This window comes from Streptomyces sp. NPDC026500 (assembly GCF_055567635.1).
In genome coordinates this window covers 113,888-127,816 of record NZ_JBVHQB010000018.1, presented here as the reverse complement: position 1 = coordinate 127,816, position 13,929 = coordinate 113,888, and the positions used below count along the sequence as shown (strand labels likewise).

14 protein-coding genes are annotated in these 13,929 nt (G+C 69.8%); 5 read left to right on the top strand and 9 right to left on the bottom strand.

The features are described 5' to 3' along the window. Positions 1–190: 190 nt before the first annotated feature. Positions 191–382: an Rv0909 family putative TA system antitoxin gene (locus ACZ4N5_RS29440; protein ID WP_467760066.1), complete on the bottom strand. Its 192-nt coding sequence runs from the start codon at positions 380–382 to the stop codon at positions 191–193. Between the two features lie 162 nt (positions 383–544). Here ACZ4N5_RS29440 and ACZ4N5_RS29435 point away from each other — a divergent pair, with 162 nt between their 5' ends. After that, a complete protein-coding gene (locus tag ACZ4N5_RS29435) occupies positions 545–1,276 on the top strand; it encodes an HNH endonuclease family protein (protein WP_467760065.1) in 732 nt (243 codons plus the stop codon). 396 nt (positions 1,277–1,672) lie between these two features. On the opposite strand, the gene ACZ4N5_RS29430 is transcribed toward ACZ4N5_RS29435, so the two are convergent. Continuing rightward, on the bottom strand, positions 1,673–2,770 hold the full coding sequence (locus ACZ4N5_RS29430; RefSeq protein ID WP_467760064.1) for a hypothetical protein: 1,098 nt from the start codon (positions 2,768–2,770) through the stop codon (positions 1,673–1,675). A 178-nt stretch (positions 2,771–2,948) separates the two neighbouring features. Between ACZ4N5_RS29430 and ACZ4N5_RS29425 the strand changes: the two genes are divergently transcribed. Continuing rightward, complete coding sequence (locus ACZ4N5_RS29425) at positions 2,949–3,689, top strand: hypothetical protein (RefSeq protein ID WP_467760063.1); 741 nt, start codon at positions 2,949–2,951, stop codon at positions 3,687–3,689. Positions 3,690–3,701: 12 nt separating this feature from the next. On the opposite strand, the gene ACZ4N5_RS29420 is transcribed toward ACZ4N5_RS29425, so the two are convergent. The 4 genes from ACZ4N5_RS29420 to ACZ4N5_RS29405 all read right to left on the bottom strand — a co-directional run bounded on the left by ACZ4N5_RS29420 (position 3,702) and on the right by ACZ4N5_RS29405 (position 8,108). Continuing rightward, positions 3,702–5,564, bottom strand: coding sequence for a hypothetical protein (locus tag ACZ4N5_RS29420; protein ID WP_467760062.1), 1,863 nt, complete (start codon positions 5,562–5,564; stop codon positions 3,702–3,704). 160 nt (positions 5,565–5,724) lie between these two features. Continuing rightward, positions 5,725–6,897, bottom strand: coding sequence for a hypothetical protein (locus ACZ4N5_RS29415; RefSeq protein ID WP_467760061.1), 1,173 nt, complete (start codon positions 6,895–6,897; stop codon positions 5,725–5,727). A gap of 162 nt (positions 6,898–7,059) precedes the next feature. Then, complete coding sequence (locus ACZ4N5_RS29410) at positions 7,060–7,242, bottom strand: DUF397 domain-containing protein (protein WP_467760060.1); 183 nt, start codon at positions 7,240–7,242, stop codon at positions 7,060–7,062. Positions 7,243–7,253: 11 nt separating this feature from the next. Next, on the bottom strand, positions 7,254–8,108 hold the full coding sequence (locus ACZ4N5_RS29405) for a helix-turn-helix domain-containing protein (RefSeq protein ID WP_467760059.1): 855 nt from the start codon (positions 8,106–8,108) through the stop codon (positions 7,254–7,256). Between the two features lie 265 nt (positions 8,109–8,373). Here ACZ4N5_RS29405 and ACZ4N5_RS29400 point away from each other — a divergent pair, with 265 nt between their 5' ends. Beyond that, positions 8,374–8,859 carry an ATP-binding protein gene (locus tag ACZ4N5_RS29400; RefSeq protein WP_467760058.1) on the top strand — a complete coding sequence of 162 codons (486 nt, stop codon included), beginning with the start codon at positions 8,374–8,376 and terminating at the stop codon, positions 8,857–8,859. Here the strand turns inward: ACZ4N5_RS29400 and ACZ4N5_RS29395 are convergent. Next, on the bottom strand, positions 8,849–9,292 hold the full coding sequence (locus ACZ4N5_RS29395; protein ID WP_467760057.1) for a hypothetical protein: 444 nt from the start codon (positions 9,290–9,292) through the stop codon (positions 8,849–8,851). The two genes, ACZ4N5_RS29400 and ACZ4N5_RS29395, sit on opposite strands and share 11 nt — an antisense overlap. Positions 9,293–9,640: 348 nt before the next feature. Here ACZ4N5_RS29395 and ACZ4N5_RS29390 point away from each other — a divergent pair, with 348 nt between their 5' ends. Both ACZ4N5_RS29390 and ACZ4N5_RS29385 read left to right on the top strand, forming a co-directional pair. Beyond that, a complete protein-coding gene (locus ACZ4N5_RS29390; RefSeq protein ID WP_467760056.1) occupies positions 9,641–10,612 on the top strand; it encodes a hypothetical protein in 972 nt (323 codons plus the stop codon). Between the two features lie 75 nt (positions 10,613–10,687). Beyond that, positions 10,688–12,436 (top strand): insulinase family protein, encoded by a 1,749-nt coding sequence (locus ACZ4N5_RS29385; protein ID WP_467760055.1) that lies wholly within the window; start codon positions 10,688–10,690, stop codon positions 12,434–12,436. Between the two features lie 156 nt (positions 12,437–12,592). Here ACZ4N5_RS29385 and ACZ4N5_RS29380 read toward each other — a convergent pair whose 3' ends face one another. Together ACZ4N5_RS29380 and ACZ4N5_RS29375 are read right to left on the bottom strand one after the other, a co-directional pair. Continuing rightward, positions 12,593–12,961, bottom strand: coding sequence for a hypothetical protein (locus ACZ4N5_RS29380; RefSeq protein WP_467760054.1), 369 nt, complete (start codon positions 12,959–12,961; stop codon positions 12,593–12,595). 84 nt (positions 12,962–13,045) lie between these two features. Then, positions 13,046–13,762 carry a hypothetical protein gene (locus tag ACZ4N5_RS29375; protein WP_467760053.1) on the bottom strand — a complete coding sequence of 239 codons (717 nt, stop codon included), beginning with the start codon at positions 13,760–13,762 and terminating at the stop codon, positions 13,046–13,048. Between the last annotated feature and the right edge of the window lie 167 nt (positions 13,763–13,929).

The window sequence follows — 13,929 nt, the reverse complement described above, 5'->3', positions numbered from 1 at the left end:
CGGCCATCGACCGGAGGGGGTAAGGGAGGTCAAGGGCGTTGGGGAGGCGTGACGGCGTGGACGCCGCCTCGGTATGGGGGTCGGCCGCGGCCTCGGTATGGGGGTCGGTCGCGCGTTGACGACCCCGGCCCCACCCGGCAGGGATGCCGCGATGGGGCTGAAAGGGGAGGCAGTTCTCGAATCGCTCCGGCTACGACTGTCCCGGCCGGTCGCGGTTTCGGTCCATGCCCATCGCGCCTTCGGCCTTCTGTTGCGCGTCGTCGACCTTGTCCGTGTACTTGTCGCCGGTCTTCTTGTTGGCCTGCTTCTCCGCGGCGTCGGACATGTCCGCTGCTTTGTCCTGTGCCGCCCGGCTGCTCTTGAACCTGTCGAAGATGCCCATCCAGAGCTCCTTCCGGGGTGGACTCACGACCGACGATACGCCCGGCGTGCGCCTATTGCCCATTGATGCCCGGTATGGCCGAGGAATGGCGGCCGTTACCTTGGGCAGACGGGAATCACGTCCGATCTGGGCGGACCCGGGGAGGCGAAGGGGAGGGGCGCTGTGCTGCGTCTGAGGGGTGGGGCGGCTGCTGCCGCATTGGTGGTGTTCGTCGTCGGGGCCGGAGTCAGCGGCTGCAAGAAGGGCGACTTGGGGTCGGCGGGACCGCAGGAGACGCCGACCGGCAGCGGAGGCGCCGCTTACGCCGCCGTGGACTCGCTGGCCGTCAAGGGGCGCGCGCCCAAGACCGGGTACACCAGGGAGCGGTTCGGGACGGCCTGGGCCGACACCGACGCGAATTCGTGCGACACCCGTGACGACATCCTCAAGCGGGACCTGAAAGAGGTGAAGTTCAGCGACGGCAAGTGCAGGGTGTCCCGCGGGGTCCTCGAGCCCGATCCGTACGGCGGCAAGGACGTCACCTTCGTCCGCGGGCGCAGCCTGGTCGACATCGACCACCTCGTCGCACTCTCGGACGCTTGGCAGACCGGCGCCAAGTACTGGGACGCGAGCAAGCGAATAGCGCTGGCCAACGATCCGCTCAACCTCCGTGCCGTCGGCGCGAGCGCCAACCGCAGCAAGGGCGACGGCGACACGGCGACCTGGCTCCCGCCCAACAAGGCGTACCGCTGCACGTATGTCGCCGCGCAGGTGGCGGTGAAGAAGAAGTACGGGCTGTGGGTCACGAGCGCCGAGAAGGCGGCCATGAAAAAGGTGCTGGGCGGATGCCCCGGCCAGAAACTGCCCTCGGGCGGCAATCCGACCGAGGCGCCGAAGAGGTTTCACGCGAAGTGACGCGGGAGGTTCCGTCGGCTCGACGCTCCCCGTCGGACAAACCTAAGCGGCAATCAAAGTGCTCATTCTGCAAAGTTGTTCACAAGAAGCAAAGGGGTAAGTCGAAACAAGTCGGCGTGGATCAGTAAGAGGTGGTCAAAATCCGCGGCGGTCTATTGGAACTGAAGCGAGTGGGCCTTGCCGAGTAGGCCGGCGCCGCGATGACGGCCGAGCTTCTACGACTCAGTTCGCCGCACCGGTTCTTGTGGTTCATCGGCGACTGATCGACCCCGATCGTGACGCTTGGGCTTGACACCGTGGGGATCGAAAATCTCTACAGGCAGCTCTACCGGCTCGACTCCGGTACTCATGGCCGACGCCACGACGAAGGCGATCGTCAGAAAGTGACGGCAGCGGTCAGGCCTCTTCGGTACGGCGCCACAGGTGTACGGACGTTCCGTCCTCGGAGACGGTGTACCAAGTGCCGTTCCCTGCCGAGCGGGCGGGCCCGGAGACAGTGAAGGGGTAGAGGATCTGGCCGACGAGGGTCATCCCGTGTGGGTCGATCAGCCAGTGTCGGACCGTGTCGTACCGGGCGTCGCACTCGGACGTACCGGCGACGATGGTGTCGTCGTCCACGAAGGCCGCCTCGTAGTCCCAGTACACCCTTCCCTCGCCGGTGCTCGCCGGGTGCGGCGGCACGGTGTCCTGGGCGTCCAGTTTCCGCAGGACGGAGCCGTCGTCCGCCTGGTGGAGGCAGAGGGACCACTGTCCGACGGGAACGGTCAGGAGGTGTCGGCCGGACGGGCTTGCGCCCAGGAGGATCCGCTCGATTCCGAGGGGCTCGGCGGTCAGTCGCTGTCCGTCCCAGCGCCCCCACAGCGCGGGCGACCTCTCCTCGCCCTCGCCGATGCTCAACCCCATTCGCGTGGGGTCCGGGTGTGGAGTGTGTGCCGAGTCGGAGGCCACCGTCATGGTGTCCACCCGGCCCAGGATCGTTCCGTCCGTGGCTTCCAGGACCACCCACAGTTCCTGGTCGTCCGCCGTGTCCCCGTCGCTCTCCAACGGGCCGCGGACGTGCGACCAGACGAGTCTGCCGTCCGCGGAGACAGCGACTGAGCCGCTGTCGGCGTAGAGGTGGTCCTTGTCGTGGGCGTATTCGTCGAAGGACAGGTGCGCGAGGGGACAACCGCCGTCCCAGCAGCCGTGCCGCGTCTCCCATCGCGTCGCACCGGTCGCGTGCACAGACCGCACCGCGTGCAGGCCGGCGAACACCGCCGTGTCCCGCTCCGGCGACACGGTCGCCGATCCGAAGTGGCGTGGCCAGGGCGCAGGGAAACGGACCTCGGGCTCCCGGCCCGTACTGGCTGCGTCCAGGTCGAGAGCCACCAATTCGGTGTCACCACGCTGAACCAGAAGCCTGCGGCCGGGCCAGTGCAGCACCTGCGGAGCCTCCGCCGTTGCCGGGTCCAGGGGAGCGGCGACGGTCGTGACGAGACGAGCGGCGATGGTCACGGAATCCTCCGGGCCGGGCACGACTGCCCACGCTTGCGAGAGCCTGACGGCCTCACCTTATGAGGGAACGCGGACGGCCCCCACGAACGTGGACGCGTTCGTTCCGGGGAACTGGCCACCCGAATCTGCCGATTCGTCGTCGGGCTGCTCGTTCCTGCGACCTGGGTACGCTCCGGCCATGACTGTTGCCCTGGCGATCCCGGAGTATTACGAAGATGTCGAGCTGGTCGCCGGTGACCAGCTCGCGCGCGACTCCGCCTTCTGGCTCGCCCACGTCCTGCTGACCATGGGAGACCCGGGAGAGCGGCCGGAGCGCTTCGGCGTGGAGTCCTCGGGCTACGACGCCATGGAGGACCGCCTCGGGGACACCGAGCAGCCGTGGCCCGTCCTGCGCGTGCCCTTCGACGGCGGACACACGGCCTACGTCGTGTACGCCAACTCCGAGGACATGAGCGACATCGAGTTCTTCGTCCGCCATCCCGCGTGGGGGCGGCTCGGATTTCTCGGGGACTGCGGCGGCGACCATGCCGGTCCCGGGCTGTCCTGGAACGAACTCACCGCAATCGCCGCGAGCACGTCGGACGACGGCGAAGGTCTCTCCGACCCCTCCCAGCGTCTGCTGCTCCTGCTTCCGATGCTCGGCGACGCCGACATGCCCGAGGAAGCGACCGATGTGGTGGCGCGGGCGCTGGTCCACTGCGGGATACGCGCCGACACGGCCCACGAGTTGGCCGCCGCTGTGCTGCCCGATCCCGGTCAAGAGCCCCGGTGGACCGTCACCGACGACAGTCCGATCGCCGTCTGCTCGGCGCCCTACAGCGCCCGCCGTGTGCCGATCGCTCTCGGCATCACGCCGGCCCAGGCCCAGGCCCTGGCCGACGCGCTGGGCGGATCCGGTCGCCGAGCGGGAGCCCTGTGAGGCCGGACGCGGCTAATCCGGTCGGCCGATCATGAGCAACATCCGGGACAGCGTGCGGAGTTCGTCGTCCGCGTGGTCCTGGCCCGACAAGGGGGAGTCGGTGATGAGGCGCTTCGGGGAGGAGACGTAGGAGCGGAGAGTGGGGTGGAGTTCCGCCGGACACCGGCCCGTCGCGGCGAGGGCCTTGAGGGCGCTGAGGCCGACCGGGGTGGTGCCGACCAGGTCTGCGAGGACGGGGACGGCGCGGTCCGGGGATCCGGTGATCCAGTGGTGGGCCTCCGCGGCCGCCTTGCGCGTCCAGTCGCCGGCCTCCAGGAGGGGCTCGATGCGAGGGAGCAGCGGAGCTGCGGCGCTGCCCATCGGCTCCAGGCCGCTCAGGTACCAACTGGTCTGGCCCCGGGACGACAGCAGCGCCTCGTAGGTGCGAAGTGCCGTGTCGGGGTCACCTGTCAGCCGATAGTGGGCTACGGCCGCCGAAGCCCACAGCGAGGAGTCGCTGCTCTGCGTGGCGTCGCGCAGCAGGTCGGTGATCTCCGGCGTACGGATGCCGTTGGCGCCGAGCAAGCGGGCGGCGACGATGGCCGCGCGACGGGTTCTGAGGCAGTCGACCAGTTCGGGCTGGGCCGCGCGGGCCGCGGTGCCGAACGAGGCCAGTGCCTGGACCAGGGCGGTGCCGTCGTTGCCGGTGGCACCGGCGGCCAGCTCGCGGCGGATCAGGGGTATCAGCTCGTCGGCCGCGTCCGGGAAGCGCCGCGCCGCCGCTGCGAGCAGCTGGGCGGAGGGGCGCTTGAGCACCAGTTCCAGGGCGCGGGGATCGCGGGAGTGCGTCAGGGCGAGGAGCGCGGGTTCGGCGGCCTCGCCGTCGCCACTGGCGTACCGGTGCAGTCCGTCCCTCAGGGCGGCGTCCGGCTCGGGCAGGACCTCGATCCAGTAGCCGATCGTACGGAACAGGGCGGTGGGTCTGCTCTGATGGGGCAGCGCGGACAGCAACAGGTCCAGGACTTCGCGCTCGCGGTCGCGCCACTTCCCGGCGATCTCCCGGGCCAGCCAGGAACCGCGTGAGCCGAGGTCCCCGGCCGCGATCCAGCGGGCGGCCACGGTGAGGCCGACGTCCGGATCCTGGGTGAGCAGGTCGGTGAGCCGCTGCTCCTGGGTGGTGGTGTCCGACCACGGGTAGTCGTCGTCCCCGGGGTCGGGCTCGGCGCCGTCCTCGGCGAAGACCTCCACGAGTTCGGGTGCGTACGGCGGTCCGGACCGTTCGGCGGCCAGCTGGGCCGCGGCGAGCCTCACCTCGGGCAGCGAGCTGTCCAGGGGTTCCAGCACCCGGCCGAACCGGTTCAGGGCGACCAGCGCGTCCGCCCGTACCGCCGGGACGGGGTCGTCGGCGTAGAGCGCGTCGACCTGCTCGACGGCCAGGACCCACGGCTTGTACGGGAGCAGGTCGGCCACGGCAGCGACCACCCGGAGCGCCGCCCGGCGTACCCCGCGCTCGGGGTCCCCGAGGCACGGCAGCAGCTCCGGGAGCACCTCACAGAGTTCCGCGCAGACCGCGGCGACATCGCTGCCGGGCCAGTGCGGCGACTCGACGGCGGCGGGGTCGTGATCGGCGAGGACGGCGAGCAGCATCAGCAGTTCGTCACGCTTGCCCGGCGCGTGCAGCACCGCGTGGGCGAGGAAGGGGACGGCGGGTGCCGAGGCCCGGTAGATCGTGCCCTGGTGGTGGATGTTGCCGTAGAGCTCGTAGACCGCCTCGCCGGCCGTTTCCTCGTCGTCCTCGTAGAGCGCCCTGATCAGCTCGGGTACGTCCTCGGCGGGCCCGTAGGCGTGGGCCAGGTCGGACCACCGGACGTCGTCCAGTTCGGCCGGAGATCTCATGCGCACGCTCCTCGACTGATCAGGTGCGCCGACCATATCCACCGCCTCTGACAACGGTGTGGTGGAAGGAATCCGGCGACGGAACTCTTCCGGTTCGGAGCTGTTCCGTAGCCGGGCCGGTGGCCGACCTGCCCTCATCTCAGTGAGTCGCGGGACGTGTTCAGGACTGTCGGCGCCTGCGGGCCGCGGCGAACAGGACCGTGCCGAGGCCCGCGGCGAGGACGCCCGCCGCCCCGGCGATCCACGGAGTACCACCGGTGCCGCCCGTCGTGCCCGGCACCTTCACGGTGATGGCGGCGGTGTCGTTCTTCGGGTTGCTGTCGTGCTCGGAGCGCACCTTCAGCGAGACCCTGCCGGGCTTGAGGGCGGACGCCTTGTCGATGTACAGGTCGAAGGACCACACGAGGCGCTCTTTGGGGCCGACCCACCAGTCGTTGACCTTGTTCGCGCAGCTGTAGCTGTGGACGTCGGGATGCCTGCCGTCGTCGAACGACTGGCACTCTTTCGGCACCTTCACCGCGATCGTGCCCGGGGGAACGATGACCGTCGTCCTCACCGAAAGGTCTTCGATGGGCTCGCTGCCCCTCCAGGTGGGCATTCCGCCAGGACCGTTGTTGCGGTACCCGACGTCCACCGTGACCACGTCACCCGGCCGTCCCTCCGCCGAGGCGCCGAGGGCTTCGATGTCCGCCGTGTTGTCGACCTCGTAGCCAACTCCGAGATCGGTATCCTGCGGCTTCCCCTGGGGTGCGCTGTCCGGGCGCGGTACGAGCTTCAGTTCCGGGCCCTTGCCGGGGTGGACGCCGGTCATCTTCGCCCGGTCGATGTACGAGTCCGTGGTTCCCGGCCGGCCGTTCCAGTGGGCGCTGCGTGCGTCGTCGTCGATCCTGAGCGGGCCCGGGGACACGTCGAAGGAGTCGCCCACCTCGATCGTGTCGTCGAAGTGACAGATCGCCGCCGGGAATGCCCGGTCGGTGAGCTTCCCGCTCTCGTATATGTAGACCGGCATCGTGCCGTAGTCGCAGTTGCTGAACTCCTGCTCGAACGACGCGCCCCAGGCATCCATGAAGAAGTCGGTGCCCTTGAGCGTGTTCGCGCCGAAATAGGTGAAGCCCGCCCCGGGATGCACCTCGGCTCCGGGCTTCACTTTGCCCTTCACCTCTCCCGTCACCCGGTCCTGGACGAACCCCTTGTCCATGGTGTCGACCTTCCACACCCGCTCGGCGGTCGCGGCAGCGAGGGCACGCTCGGACGGCACACCCACCGCCGCCGCGGCCACCGCCAGCACCCCGGCCGCGGCCCACACCCCGCGCCGCACCTCGCCGATCTTCACGGGACCCTCCAACGGTCAAGCTCACACACCATGAACGGTGCGAGAACAATGACCTTCCAGACAGGGCATGGCATCGAAAGGTTGTACGGGCTTCCGCTTGAGCGGCGCAGGCCGGTGACTGGGTGGACCGGCGAGGAACGGGACGAGGTGTTGCCGATGCCGCTAGCGGTGCGCCGGTCGCAAGGCGGCTATCAGGGCGCCGAGTTGGCGCGGCCCGGTGGTGAGGATCGTTTCCGGGGCGTCGCTCTCGCGGAGGAGGATCGTTCCGGTGGGGGTGGTGGCCATGTAGACGCAGGAGGAGGCCTCCTGGCTGTACGTGGACTTCTGCCAGTTCAGTTCGGGCATCGAAGGTTCCTTCAGAGGTCGTTGGCGAGTTGGGCGATGAACTCGCGAGACTCGGCCTGGGGGAGTGCGGCTTGCTGTACGCGGTCCAGAACCAGCTGGTAGCGCTCCAACTGAGCTGGCGCGTCGATGAGTTCGGCGCCGTGATCGGTGTCCAGCTGGACGGTGTCGAGCTGGTGGACCGGGCCGTGGAAGTAGTCGATCCCCTGGCCGGACGTATGGAACGCGCCACTGGCGAAGGGGATGACGGCGATCGTGACGTGGTCCAGTTCGCTCATGTCGTTGAGGTGGCGGAGCTGTGCCCTGACCGTGGTGCGGTCACCGAAGCGCATGCGCAGGGCGGCTTCGTGAATGATCGCGGTGTACGGCTGTGGCCGCTCGCGGTGCAGGAGTGCCTGGCGTTTGATGCGGTGCGAGACGCGGTGCTCGATCTCGTGGGGCTTCAGTGGTGGCACGGTGTGACGGAACAGGGCGCGAGCGTGGTCCGCGGTCTGGAGCAGACCGGGGATGTTGATGACGTTCGCTACGCGGAGTGCGACGGCGTGGTGCTCGACCTCGGTGAGGTCCAGCATGCGCGGCGAGAGGATCTCGCGGTACTCCTCCCACCAGCCGCGCCGACGTTCGCCGGTCATGGCCGCGAGCGAGTCGATCAGAGGTTCGTCGGTGCAGTCGTAGTGGCGGGCCAGGGAGCGCACGCGGTCCGCGCTGACCCCGTAGCGGCCGGCCTCGATGTTGCTCACGCGTGACTGTGTGGCGCCGACCAGTGTGGCGGCCTGCGTGGCGGACAGGTCCGCGCGCTCGCGCAGTCTTCGCAGTTCGACACCCAGCCGTCGGCGTCGCGCGGTGGGTAGAGGGCTCGGCTGCGGCATGAGCGGCGACTTCCCGTTCGTACGTTTGGCGCGTGGGTCACCCACACGAAGGTATTAGGGACTACATTCCCTGCAATTCATGGAATGTAGTCCATGGATCGCTCTACGGTGAGTCCCAAGCCGCTCAACTCGCCCCGCTCATAAGCCGGAAGCGCACCGCGCCACCCCGTACACCCGCGTGCCTACGTGTACGTCCCCCCGCGACATGCCACCGCCCGGCCGGACCAGTAGAGCGAACCAAGTACCCCCACCGCAGGAGGCGTTCATGGTCACCGTATCCCCGGAGAAGTCCGATGCGTCCCCATCTTGGACGTACGCCCTGCAGTTGCCGCACGATCCGCTCGCGCCGCGCGTCGCCCGGGTCACCCTCAGGGCCGTGCTGAACGGCCACGGAATGGCCCGCATCGCCGACACGGCCGAGTTGCTGGCCTCGGAGCTCGTCACGAACGCCTACCGGCACTCCGCGGGGCCCGCGACACTTCGGCTCCGTGCTCTCGGGGGTGGCCGTCTTCGCGTCAGCGTCTGGGACGCGGACCCGCACATCCCGCCCCCGTTCGACAGGCGGCACGGCGCGCTTCATCCCGTGCCGGCCGAGGCGGACGGCGGGCGGGGGCTGTTCCTCGTATGCCATTACGCGGACGCCTGGGGCGGATACCCGCTCGGGGACGATCTGTTCGGCAGGAGCGGGAAGTTGCTGTGGTGCGAGGTGGGGCCGCCGTGGGCGGCGGCCCCGGAGGGTGTCAGCGCGTGACCGGCAGGGCCCCGGCGAACACGTGGCCGTCGGTGCGGGTCTGGACCGGGAAGTCGACCTTGAGGGCGCCCTCCTGGCCCTCGATGGTCAGGTGGGTGACCGTCTTGAGGCCCAGGAAGGCCTTCCTGGCCGCGGTCGCGGTGACGTACGGACGCGGGATGTTCATCAGCAACTTGCCCGGCTTGCCGCCCCGGTTGCCGTCGAAGAACAGGATGCGCTGGTTCGTCAGGACGACGTAGACAGCGCGCGGCCTGACCGTCGCCACCACCATGCCCAGGGTGAGCACCGCGACCACGATCGTGGTGAGGGCCTGCTTGCGCACCGAGACCGTGCCGACGCCGGCCAGGCTGGTGAGTTCGACCTGCTCGCCCTGGAGCAGCAAGGGGGCCGACGTTTCCAGCAGTTGTCTGGCGCGGCGGGCGTTCATTGCCATGAAAGGGGCTCCTGGTGACGGGGTGGGGACGGGGGACCACGGTGGGAAAGGCGGGTGCGGTGGGGGCGGCGGGTGCGGTGGCGCCGGCTGCCCCTGCGGCCGCCATCGGTCTCTCGCCCGTTGCCCCTCGCCCGTCTCCCCTCATCCGCCCAGGGATTGTTCCAAGCCGAACGAAAGGTGGGCGATCACTTCACACAAGACGAACTCAAGTTCGAGTCATGGGCGAGTCAAGGTCGTTCATCGACGGGTCAAGTCGGCTCCTGTATGCACTGTTTGACCCGTGTGTTCCCACACGCTCTCCTTACCTCGGCGGAAACCGCTTCCAATCCGCCACCTACCATCCGCTCCATGCCGACCGATGCATCCCTCTCACCCCCGGACTTCGAGCTCGCCTCCGCCTTTCCCGAAGCCGGATGGCTACGGCAGGTCGCCGCCGCGCGGGACTGGGCGGCGATCCGGCAGTACGTCGACGGGCTGCCGCACGGCACCGACCGGGCGTTCCTCGTCCGCGTGGTCGCCGAAGTGCCCGGTGTCGAGCACTTCCTGCGGGAAGTCGTCGCCGCCGCCCCCGACGACGTACTCGCCCTGACGATGCTCGGGAGCCGCGAGATCGAGATCGGCTGGTCGATCCGGACGGCCGCGCGGGCCAAGGACGTCAGCCGGGAGCAGTTCCGGCAGATGCACGAACACCTGCGGCAGGCCGAACAGTTGCTGATCCGGGCAACCGCCCTCGACCCGACCCACGACGCGGCCTGGGCCGCGCGCCTGAACACGGCCAGGGGACTGGAACTCGGGCAGAACGAGGCACGGCGTCGATACGACCGGCTGGCCGCTCACCATCCGAACCACTTCACCGGACAGGCCCGGCTGCTCCAGCAGCTGTGCCCGAAGTGGAGCGGGAGCTGGGAGGCGGCGCACGGCTTCGCCCGCGAGTGTCTGCTCGGAGCGCCCGAAGGGGCTTTGAACGGGGGGCTGGTGGCCGAGGCGCATCTGGAGCACTGGCTCGCTCTGTCCTCCACCGGGAACGCGCGCACCGAGTACCTGCGGCAGGCCAACGTCCACCCCGAACTCGTCGAGGCGGCCGAACGGTCCGTCCTGCACCCGAACTACCGGCCGACGTACGGCTGGGTCGCGGTCCAGGGCGACTTCGCCGCGCTCTTCTCGCTGATCGGGGACACCGCCCGTGCCGCCGCGCACTTCCGCGCGCTCGGCAATCTGGCCTCCAAGTACCCGTGGAGCTATCTCGGCGAACCCGCGGAGGCATACGTACGACACCGTTCCGCCGCCCTCGGAAGAGCCGGAAGAACCGGACGAGGCTGAGCGGATGCCGGACGCGACAGGCAGAGACAGACGCAGCCACGGACAGAGAAGCAGCGGCAGAGGTAGGGACGGACGATGAGCCAGGCCATCCATCACACCGAGGTCGACGGCATACCGACCCTCTTCGCGTACGCCACCGGGCCCATGCGGGCCGGACTCGTCTTCCGCGTCGGTGTCGCCGACGAGACGCTCGCCGGCGCCGGGATCACGCACCTGGTCGAGCATCTGGCCCTGTACCGCCAGGGTCTGGCCGACTACCACTTCAACGGGGCGACCAAGGCCGCGTTCACCCACTTCCATGTGGAGGGCGCGGAGCACGAGGTCGTGGCGTACCTCGGCGGCGTGTGCACCTCCCTTCTCGATCTGCCCATGGAGCGGCTGGAGACCGAGAAGGAGATCCTGCGCACCGAGGAGGCGCGGCGCGAAGTGGGACAGCTCCCGCTGTGGCGGTACGGGGCCCAGGGGTACGGGCTGACCAGCTATCCCGAGTGGGGCGTACGGCAGCTGCGGCCGGACGACGTACGACGGTGGGCGGCGACCTGGTTCACGCGGGACAACGCCGTGCTGTGGATCGCGGGGGAACGGCTGCCCGCCGGACTCTCACTGAAGCTGCCCGGTGGCGAGCGCCGCCCGATGCCCGCGGTGACCTCCGCACTGCCCACGACTCCCGCCTACTTCTCCGACGGCAAGGGCGGTGTCCTGCTCGACGCCGTCGTCGCCGACACCACCGCCGCCCGGATGTACGCGGGCGTCCTGGAGCGCGAACTCTCCCGCTCGCTCCGCCAGGAGGGCGGCTACTCGTACACGGCGGCCAGTGACTACACCTCCCGCCGGGACGGTTTCGCGACCGTCACCGCCTTCGCGGACGCCCTGGCCGCCAAGCAGGACGCGGTGCTCGGAGGCTTCGTCGACGTTCTCGCGGGGCTCCAGGTCGGCCGGATCGCGCAGGCCGACCTGGACGCCGTACGCGGCCGCAGCGACGCCACGCTGACCGCGCCCGACGCGGCCGTACGACGGCTGCCCGGCGCCGCGGAGGACCTGCTCGCCCACCGGCCGCCGCGCGCGCTCGACGAACTGCGGGCCGAACTGTGGGCGACGACCCCGCAGCAGGTGCACGCGGTCGCGCTGGAGGCCGCCGGGACGGCGCTGCTCCAGGTGCCCTCGGGGCACAGCGCCGACTGGGCCGGTTACACGGCCGCCCCGACCAAGTCCTCGTACGCCGTCACGGGCAAGCGGTTCGAGTCCGTACGCAAGGACAGGACGGCCCTGATCGTCGGGGGCGAGGGGGTCAGCCTGACGGCGGGGGGCGAGGCGGCCACCGTGCTCTACCGCGACTGCGCCGCGTTGCTGACCTGGCCGGACGGCGGCCGTCGGCTCATCGGCACCGACGGGCTGTGCGTGGAGGTGGAGCCGGGGGCGTACGGGATCGACGCGCACACCATGGCGACGATCGACGCGGCGGTGCCTCCGGGCGCGGTGGTGCAGTTGCCGCCCCGGACGCGGCGTCCCGAACGCGCCACTCGGGAGGGTGAGGGCACGGAGCGGGAGGCTGAGGGCAGGGAGGGTGAGGGCCGGGACTCCGGCTCGGCCGGTCGGCAGAGGGCGACGACGCGACGTACCGGAGGTCAGACGGCGGTCCTCGTCATCTTCGGGATCCTCGCCGGGCTCTGGTGCCTCCTGGCCCTGATTTACACCGTCTTCGGCGTCTCCGATCCGGAGACCACCTTCGGAGAGTGGGCCGCGCTCACCGTCTTCCTCTGGTGCGCCGGCGGGCTGCTGGCCTGGCCGGCCGTCAGGATCCTGCGCGGCACCCGGCGGGGATGAACCCGCCGGGCGCCGGTGCGTGGATACGCTGCGCCGGGCGCCTTCGCCCGAACGCGGGGCGCCCGGGTGCGTGTCCGTCCGGCGTCCGTCCGCGTCCGTGTCTGCGGACGCGGATGCGGGGGCCGCCGGGTGCCTGTCCGCAAGAGTTTCCGGGCGTCAGCGCAGATACGGATTGCCGGGTGCCTGGCCCGGCCAGGCGGCCGGAGCCGGTCCCGCGCCGACCATGGTGTTCTTCGGCGTGGGTTTGTCGAACAGCGGGAACATCAGCAGCCACACGGCCATCGCGATGGTGGCGCAGGCGGTCGCCCCGAGGACGGGATCCCCCGCGTCCGCCTGGACGGACGCCCACGGCAGCGTCACCAGCTCGTAGAGCGCGAACGAGGAGAAGACACCCCAGTCGGAGCCCCGGCCCCGGCGGATCGCCACGTACAGGAACGGCACCCACACCAGCAGACCGAGCGACCCGACCGCCAGAACCGACCACACCAGCCGCTGGAACCAGCCGGCTTCCAAACGCTTGTCCATCACACCCCCGAATACCCGAGCCCCCCGAGAGGTTTCCCGGGTCCCGAGGAACCTCTCGGGGGCGTCATGCTCCCATCCGACGGGTCAGGCGTGCGCGTGTTCGCCCTTCAGGGACGTCACGATCCGGTCGGCCAGCTTCTTCCCCGTGGCCGCGCCGTTGTCGTGTCCGTCCGTGGACATCACCGTGACGACGTCCGTTCCGGCGCGCGCGGCGATGAGGGTCATGCCGTTCTGCCAAGCGCTGTTGGTCAGGGTGATGGTGTACGCGGCGTCGCCGAGACCGGCGGTGTCGGCACCGGCGACGTGGACCTTGGTGTGGCTGTCCGAGTCGGTGTAACCGGCACAGGCGGCGACGACCTTCTTCAGGTCGGCGAGTACGGTCGCCGCGCTCGTGCCGCGGTAGGTGTCGATCTCCTGCGCGATGTCCTCGGACGTGGCCTTGCTGACGTAGTCGTTCTCGGCGAAGGAGACGCCCGAGTCACCGGTGACCGTTATCCAGCTGGTGCCGCCGAGAAGATTGCAGTCGGGCTTCGCGGCGGGGGAGGAGCTCGGCGCGGTGTACGTGGTGCCGGAGTCCCGCGCCCCCTTGGGGTCGACCGCGAAACCGGCGGCGAAGAAGGAGGCGGGCGCCAGCGCCTTCTTGAGCTGCGCGCCCGTCAGCAGGCCGGCGTTGGGGTCCTTGGGCTTTTTCGCCGTGGCGGACGACGACGAAGTGCCGGTCGCTGAGGCGCAGGCGGTCAGGGCCAGCGGGAGCACGGCGGCGGCGAGCAGCGCCTTGGCCGCGCGGGAGGGATGACGCATCGGGATCTTTGATGTCCTTCGACGTGACGGTCCGGAGGGGCCGAGTGCCCGTCCGAGCGGGGCCTTCGGCCCGAACGGACTCTAAAGGCACACAGGGAGCACACAGTCATGTTCGTGTCAAGACTGTGCAAAGACGGGGATCGGTGAGTTCGGGTTCCCTGAACGCA